Source organism: Yersinia sp. Marseille-Q3913 (assembly GCF_963892745.1).
GTDB classification, from domain to species: domain Bacteria; phylum Pseudomonadota; class Gammaproteobacteria; order Enterobacterales; family Enterobacteriaceae; genus Yersinia; species Yersinia bercovieri.
In genome coordinates, this window is record NZ_CAWQAF010000016.1 from 70,259 (window position 1) to 77,026 (window position 6,768).

The following is a 6,768-nucleotide window of genomic DNA, read 5'->3' on the forward strand; positions in this document are numbered from 1 at the left end:
CCACTTACCCATACAACTAATGAGCTTGATCCCAGTTGTCGCCAACCCCCACGTCAACCTTCAGTGGCACCGCCAGTTGCATACTCTGTTCCATCAACTCACGGATTTTCTGTTCAGCGCTTTCCAATACACTTTCGTGCACTTCAAACACCAATTCATCGTGTACCTGCATGATAACCCGCACCAAAGGTTCAGATTCTTGTTGTAACCAGGCATCCACGGCAATCATCGCTCGTTTGATAATATCCGCGGCAGTTCCTTGCATTGGAGCATTGATCGCTTCACGTTCAGCCGCCTTGCGGCGGTTGGCATTACGCGAGTGAATATCAGGCAGATAGAGACGGCGGCCATCCAGTGTGGTGACATAGCCTTGATCAGCGGCTTGTTTGCGCGTGCGCTCCATATATTCCAGCACACCCGGATAGCGCTCAAAGTAGAGATCCATGTAGCGCTGTGCTTCGCCACGAGGAATGTTCAGCTGCCGCGCCAGACCAAAAGCACTCATGCCATAAATCAGGCCAAAGTTAATCGCTTTGGCGCTACGGCGCTGTTCGGTTGTGACTTTTTCCAATGGCAAACCAAAGACTTCTGCCGCTGTGGCGCGGTGAATATCTTTACCCGCAGCAAACGCTGCCAGTAGCCCTTCATCCTGCGACAGATGCGCCATGATACGTAGCTCAATCTGTGAGTAGTCAGCCGCCATGATGCGGTAACCTTTCGGCGCAATAAAAGCCTGGCGTATACGACGCCCTTCTTCATTTCGCACCGGTATGTTTTGCAGGTTAGGATCACGGGAGGAGAGACGCCCGGTGGCCGTCACCGCCTGATGATAAGAGGTATGGACACGGCCCGAAACCGGGTTAATCATCAGCGGTAGCTTGTCGGTATAGGTGCTTTTCAGTTTCGCCAAGCCGCGATATTCGAGGATCACTTTCGGCAGAGGATAATCTAGCGCCAACTCCGCCAGCACTTCTTCGTTAGTCGACGCCGCGCCGCCTGGCGTTTTTTTCAAGATAGGCAGTTTCTGTTTTTCATACAAAATCACCTGTAGTTGCTTAGGTGACGCCAGATTGAATGGCTCTTCCGCCAGTTCATGGGCCTGTTTTTCCAGCTCATCAAGGCGAATAGTCAGCTCTTTTGAGTGCGCAGCTAATATATTTTGGTCAATTAATACGCCAGTGCGCTCAATACGGGACAAAATCGGCAGCAGTGGCATCTCAATTTCCTGGAATACCCGCTTCAGACCTTCACTCTCCTGCAACTTAGGCCACAGCACCAGATGCAGCTGTAGGGTGACGTCAGCATCTTCTGAGGCATAAGGCCCCGCCTCCTCCAGCGCAATCTGGTTGAATGTCAGCTGATTTTTGCCTTTACCGGCAATCTCTTCAAAAGTGATGGTTTTATGGTTGAGGTAACGCTCCGCCAGGCTATCCATATCATGACGACCAGCAACACTGTTTAAAACATAAGATTCCAGCATGGTATCGAATGCAATACCACGCAGCTCAATGCCATAACGCGCCAACATGCTTTGATCAAATTTGAGGTTTTGCCCCACTTTAAGGGCTTTGCCATCTTCCAGCAGCGGTTTTAGGGTCGCGAGAACCCAGTCACGATCAAGCTGTGCAGGGGCATCCAGATAATCATGCGCTAATGGCAGATAAGCTGCTTCACCCGGTGCAACCGCGAAAGAGAGACCAATCAAATTGCTGCTAAGGGTATCGAGGCCGTCGGTTTCAGTATCAAACGCGAATACCTCCGCCTTTTTAAGGCGCTCAATCCAGTCAGCTAAGGATTTCTCATCCAAAATAGTCTGGTAGTTCTCTTGCGACAGCACGGCGGTGACTTCAGCCGCAGGGGCGGGCTCTGCTGCCACAAAGGCTTTATTACTGGTCTGCCCCGTTGGCCGCTCTTTTTTGCCGTCCAGCCATTTGCCCGCTTCGACATCGGCTAACCAGCGCTTGAATTCATAGCGGCTGAATAATTGATGCAGTTGCTCATCATCCGGCGGTGAGACGGTTAGCTCATCGCAAGTCACATCCAGCTCGACATCCGTTTTGATGGTGGCGAGCTTATAGGAGAGATAAGCGACATCTTTATTCTGCTCTAATTTAGCAGACATAGTTTTAGCGCCACGGAATGTTAGCGTGGGTATTTTATCCAAATTGCTAAATAGCGAGTCTAATCCACCCAAACCTTGCAATAAAGCCTGCGCTGTCTTTTCACCAACACCGGGTACGCCAGGAATATTGTCTGATGAATCCCCCATCAGGGCCAGAAAATCAATAATCAGTTCAGGAGGTACGCCATATTTTTCGCACACTTCCTGTGGCCCTAAAATAGCGTTGTTCATTGTATTAATGAGAGTGATATTCGGCGTAACTAATTGCGCCATATCTTTATCACCGGTACTAATTAATACGGAGTGACCAGCTTTTTCTGCTTCTTGCGCCAGAGTGCCAATAACATCATCCGCTTCTACTCCGGAAACAACCAATAAAGGCAATCCCATCGCCTTTACCATTTGATGAAGCGGTTCTATTTGCGACCGTAAATCATCGGGCATAGGTGGGCGGTGAGACTTATATTCGGCGAACAGCTCATCACGAAATGTTTTACCTTTAGCATCAAAAACGACCGCAACATGGCTGGGACGATATTGCAGCAACAGACTGCGCAACATGTTCAACACGCCATACATCGCGCCCGTTGGTTCACCACTGCCGTTGGTCAACGGTGGGAAAGCATGGTATGCGCGATAGAGGTAAGAGGAACCGTCAACGAGGATCAATGGGTTTTCTGCAATCTGGGCCATAGAGTTTCTTCATCTTTATTCAGCAAGGTCTGACGCTAAGAATGCCATAGCTGGCGGCAAGAGACGAATCTTAGCGTCCATTCTTGTGCGAAAGAGAGCATTTTTGCTCAGAGATCTTGAAGATCCTTTCTGTGGATAACTTTGTGAGTAAAAACATGTGCAGATTATATTTATTTGTCACCTTTTAAAGGGGTAATAATTAAAACAAGTATAATCATGGGGTTATGATTGATGTTTTCTTATTCTACTGTCATTTTTCTTTTATCTGAATTGTGGATATTACTTATTTAGTCTTGAGCTTAAGATAAATAAATTTCACTTATGGCTGTATTATCTCACGCCTTTTTTTATTAGGTTTAGCAACCCATTTTGGGCATTTTCACATCACGAATATCCACACTCAATCATCATAGAAATAGATAAATGAATTGAAAGCAACACTCAAAAAAATAGATGGTCGGTATTCGGTCACACTGCTATTACTTTAGATAATATGATGATTTTGCGGCAGGGAAAGCAATATAATTACAACACGGAGTACAATGCGGGGATTGGAAAAGTAAAAGAGACGCTAACTAAAGCCAGCGCCTCTTTACGTATAATTACTTTTGGGTCAGCAGGAACTTAACAACATCAGCATACTGTTTGACATAAGTATCCATTGAACTGGTATCCATGCCATCGTTCTTAATCATATATTTGCCATTAACAAACATGGCTGGAACGCCGCGTAATTCTAAATCTTCAGCCGCTTTTTGCTGCTGAACAACCAATGACTTAACCACAAAGCTGTTTAATGCCGCATCGTAGTCTTCACCGCTGATACCCGCTTTGATAAAGACATTACGAATGTCGTCCGGGGTCTGAACAGTTTGGGTTTTCTGTACGCCTTCAAACATCAGTGGGGTGATCTTCTCTTCAACACCCAACGCCATGGCAACTGCCCATGCTTGAGTCAATTGCTTACCCAATGGACCAAGGAACTCAACATGATAACGGGTCATTTTAGTCCCTTCTGGCAGTGCTTTTTTTACTGCCTGGGGAACATGGTAAATTTCTTCAAACTGGTAGCAGTGTGGGCAATAGAAAGAGAAAAACTCTAAAACCTGAGGCTCACCAGTTACTGGTTTGTTTAACGTCTGGTACTGAGTACCGTCAGTAAATTGTGCGGCTGATGCACTGAATGCCATCACCATGCCAACGAGAGCTAACCAAACATTTTTCATACTATAACGATCTCCATTATCTTAGCTTTAGTACATTGGCATCAGCTGCAAAGGCGGGGCCTGCAACAGCTTAACCTGCTCTGTAAATGATGCAGTCTGCTGTAACCAAAAATCAGACTCCGCCATCCACGGAAAATTTTTAGGGAATGCTGGGTCCTGCCAACGCCTGGCTACCCATGCAAGGTAATAAACCATCCGCATCGCGCGCAAAGGTTCAATCAATGCCAGTTCACGCTGATCAAAATCAGCAAACTCGCCATAGGCTTCCAGCAAAATATCCAACTGGATCAACTGCTCACTGCGTTCACCGTGTAATAGCATCCAGAGATCCTGAATAGCCGGGCCATTTCTGGCATCATCCAGGTCGACAAACATCGGCCCATCACGCCATAAAATATTACCAGGGTGACAGTCGCCATGTAGCCGCAGTGGCTGCCAATCGGTGTGCCAATACTGCTTAATTGTGCTGATCAATAGATCGGTCGCAGCCAGAAACTTATCTCGCTGTTTTGCTGGCACCAAACTACTGCTGGCCAACAACTGGCGCGGTTCTGTCAGATACTCTTCGATACCGATAGTTGAGCGGACAACAAAAAGTTTATCGCGACCCACCTGATGAATTCGCCCCAGAAAACGGCCAACCCACTCTAACTGATCAAGATTATCTATCTCATACTGGCGGCCACCAACACTTGGGAATACCGCAAAGAAAAACCCATTATGAGTATGCAAGGTGTGCCCATTGAGCTGCAATGGGGCAATCACCGGGATCTCCGACTCTGCTAAATCAAGCGAGAACTGATGTTCTTCGGTAATTTGTTCGCTGCTCCAGCGCTCAGGACGATAAAACTTCACCACGTAACGTTTACGATCTTCGTCCATAAACTGATAAACGCGGTTTTCGTAGCTGTTAAGCGCAGTTAATCCTGAATCCACCCGTAATCCTACCCCTTCAAGGGCATCCATAATCAGGTCAGGAGACAACGTTTGAAAATTAAAGGCAGAGCTGTTCATAACAACATTTAGTCTATATAAGTGACAGCAACGCGCTGAGAATAAGAAATAGTATCATCAAAGCCCTAATCTACGCAGATAAGGAGTATGACTAATCTTTAATGACACCACGAGCGCGCAATATGGCTGTTTTAAAATCTTCTTCGAAATCTTTTTTCAGTCCTGGGATCACTTCTGTCGATGCCGAACCACGCATTTTCAGATGATAAATAAGAATATCGTCGGTTAGATCTGAAAACTCACCTTCAAAACCAGCTTCAGCAGCCAATTTTTGTAAAAACTGCACCAAATTTAAGTCAGGCTCTTGCTGCCAGGCTGGATGTAAAAGCTCAATCAATTCATTAACACGATGGCATTTCATAGCAAATCTACCCTATTCAAAAATATGCAGACAAAGTAGCAGGGATATTCACACAGGGAAAGAGTGCCTACTGTCAATAAAAGTAAATCCTGCCCGATCCTCCTATTTAAAGATACAATTCGTCAGTCAGTTGAATATAGCGGAGTGATAGAAATGCAGCCCAATATAACAGGTGTTATTCTTGCAGGCGGTCGTTCTTCCCGAATGGGCGGAAACGATAAGGGACTGATTCTTCTTCATGGCAAGCCGCTGTTTCAACATGTCATTGACCAATTAAGGCCTCAGGTTGACCACGTGCTAATTAATGCTAATCGTAATCAGGCGTTGTATCAAGAAAGTGGTATACCGGTCATCAGCGATATCATTCCTGGCTTTGTAGGGCCGCTGGCGGGTATGCATGCGGGACTGAGCCATTCATCTACAGAATGGGTTGTTTTTGTTCCTTGTGATGTTCCCGGGCTGCCTATCCATTTGGTTTCTCAACTTTGGTACGGGAAAGGGCAAGCACTGGCGGCTTATGCCCATGATGGCAAGCGAGCACATCCAACATTGGTATTAATGCATGTCAGCCTGAAGCCACTCCTTGCTGAATTCCTGGCAAAAGGAGATCGTAAGCTAATGATATTGATGGAAAACGTGAATGCTCAACCCGTAGTTTTCAGTGGGCAAGCCAACCCATTCAGCAACCTAAATACCCCCGCAGATTGTGACTTATGGGAACAAGGCAAAAAAGGGTCGTTATGAGCCAAAAGAGACCGCCGCTATTAGGTATAGCCGCATACAGTGGTACAGGAAAAACTACGTTACTAAAAAGTCTGATCCCTTTACTGCAGCATCGCCAAATCCGAATCGGCTTAATCAAACATACACATCATAATATGGAAATTGATACGCTAGGGAAGGATAGCTATGAATTACGTAAAGCTGGCGCTCATCAGACTCTGGTTGCTAGCGATTGCCGTTGGGCATTAATGACGGAAACTCCTGAGCAACCCCGCTTGGATCTTCACTACCTTGCCAGTCGGCTAGATGCCTCAACCATCGATCTCATCTTAGTTGAAGGTTTTAAGCATGAGCCGATCAGCAAAATCGCGCTTTATAGAGAGGCAGTGGGTAAACCATTCACAGGCTTGATTGATAAGTATGTTATCGCTTTGGCGAGCGACAAACCGATAGTGAGTACCGTAGAGCAATTGGATATTAACCAGCCAGAAGAGATCGCAGATTTTATTTGCGATTGGTTAGCGAGAACTGATAGGAAGTAAAACTGAATGGCGATTTTATCTGGGCGCTAACAGAGCCTGTACATAGATTTGTGTAATTGCCTAATTTTGATATGTTCAATTAAACAT

The 6,768-nt window shown here is 46.1% G+C and carries 6 protein-coding genes; 2 read left to right on the forward strand and 4 right to left on the reverse strand.

Features of this window, described 5'->3' with window-relative positions; all coding sequences use genetic code 11:
- Positions 1 to 16: 16 nt before the first annotated feature.
- From polA to AACW11_RS08715, 4 genes are all read right to left on the reverse strand, one after another.
- Entirely contained in the window at positions 17 to 2,815 is a 2,799-nt protein-coding gene (polA, locus tag AACW11_RS08700; protein ID WP_212586490.1) for a DNA polymerase I, read from the reverse strand.
- A 602-nt stretch (positions 2,816 to 3,417) separates the two neighbouring features.
- The gene (dsbA, locus tag AACW11_RS08705; protein WP_212586491.1) at positions 3,418 to 4,041 is read right to left on the reverse strand and encodes a thiol:disulfide interchange protein DsbA; all 624 of its coding nucleotides are present in this window, start codon (positions 4,039 to 4,041) and stop codon (positions 3,418 to 3,420) included.
- A 27-nt stretch (positions 4,042 to 4,068) separates the two neighbouring features.
- On the reverse strand, positions 4,069 to 5,055 hold the full coding sequence (locus AACW11_RS08710) for a serine/threonine protein kinase (protein WP_212586492.1): 987 nt from the start codon (positions 5,053 to 5,055) through the stop codon (positions 4,069 to 4,071).
- A gap of 91 nt (positions 5,056 to 5,146) precedes the next feature.
- Entirely contained in the window at positions 5,147 to 5,416 is a 270-nt protein-coding gene (locus AACW11_RS08715; protein ID WP_005277758.1) for a YihD family protein, read from the reverse strand.
- 153 nt (positions 5,417 to 5,569) lie between these two features.
- On the opposite strand from AACW11_RS08715, the gene mobA reads away from it, so the two are divergent.
- The gene (gene mobA / locus AACW11_RS08720; RefSeq protein WP_212586496.1) at positions 5,570 to 6,160 is read left to right on the forward strand and encodes a molybdenum cofactor guanylyltransferase MobA; all 591 of its coding nucleotides are present in this window, start codon (positions 5,570 to 5,572) and stop codon (positions 6,158 to 6,160) included.
- Positions 6,157 to 6,681, forward strand: a complete 525-nt coding sequence (gene mobB, locus AACW11_RS08725; RefSeq protein ID WP_212586493.1) for a molybdopterin-guanine dinucleotide biosynthesis protein MobB — start codon at positions 6,157 to 6,159, stop codon at positions 6,679 to 6,681. The genes mobA and mobB overlap by 4 nt, the downstream gene beginning before the upstream one ends.
- Positions 6,682 to 6,768: the final 87 nt, after the last annotated feature.

Excerpts from the sequence above, each read along its gene's own strand:
- mobA (WP_212586496.1), top strand. The coding sequence starts at position 5,570 with ATGCAGCCCAATATAACAGGTGTTATTCTTGCAGGCGGTCGTTCTTCC.
- AACW11_RS08710 (WP_212586492.1), bottom strand. The coding sequence starts at position 5,055 with ATGAACAGCTCTGCCTTTAATTTTCAAACGTTGTCTCCTGACCTGATT.
- mobB (WP_212586493.1), top strand. The coding sequence starts at position 6,157 with ATGAGCCAAAAGAGACCGCCGCTATTAGGTATAGCCGCATACAGTGGT.
- polA (WP_212586490.1), bottom strand. The coding sequence starts at position 2,815 with ATGGCCCAGATTGCAGAAAACCCATTGATCCTCGTTGACGGTTCCTCT.
- dsbA (WP_212586491.1), bottom strand. The coding sequence starts at position 4,041 with ATGAAAAATGTTTGGTTAGCTCTCGTTGGCATGGTGATGGCATTCAGT.
- AACW11_RS08715 (WP_005277758.1), bottom strand. The coding sequence starts at position 5,416 with ATGAAATGCCATCGTGTTAATGAATTGATTGAGCTTTTACATCCAGCC.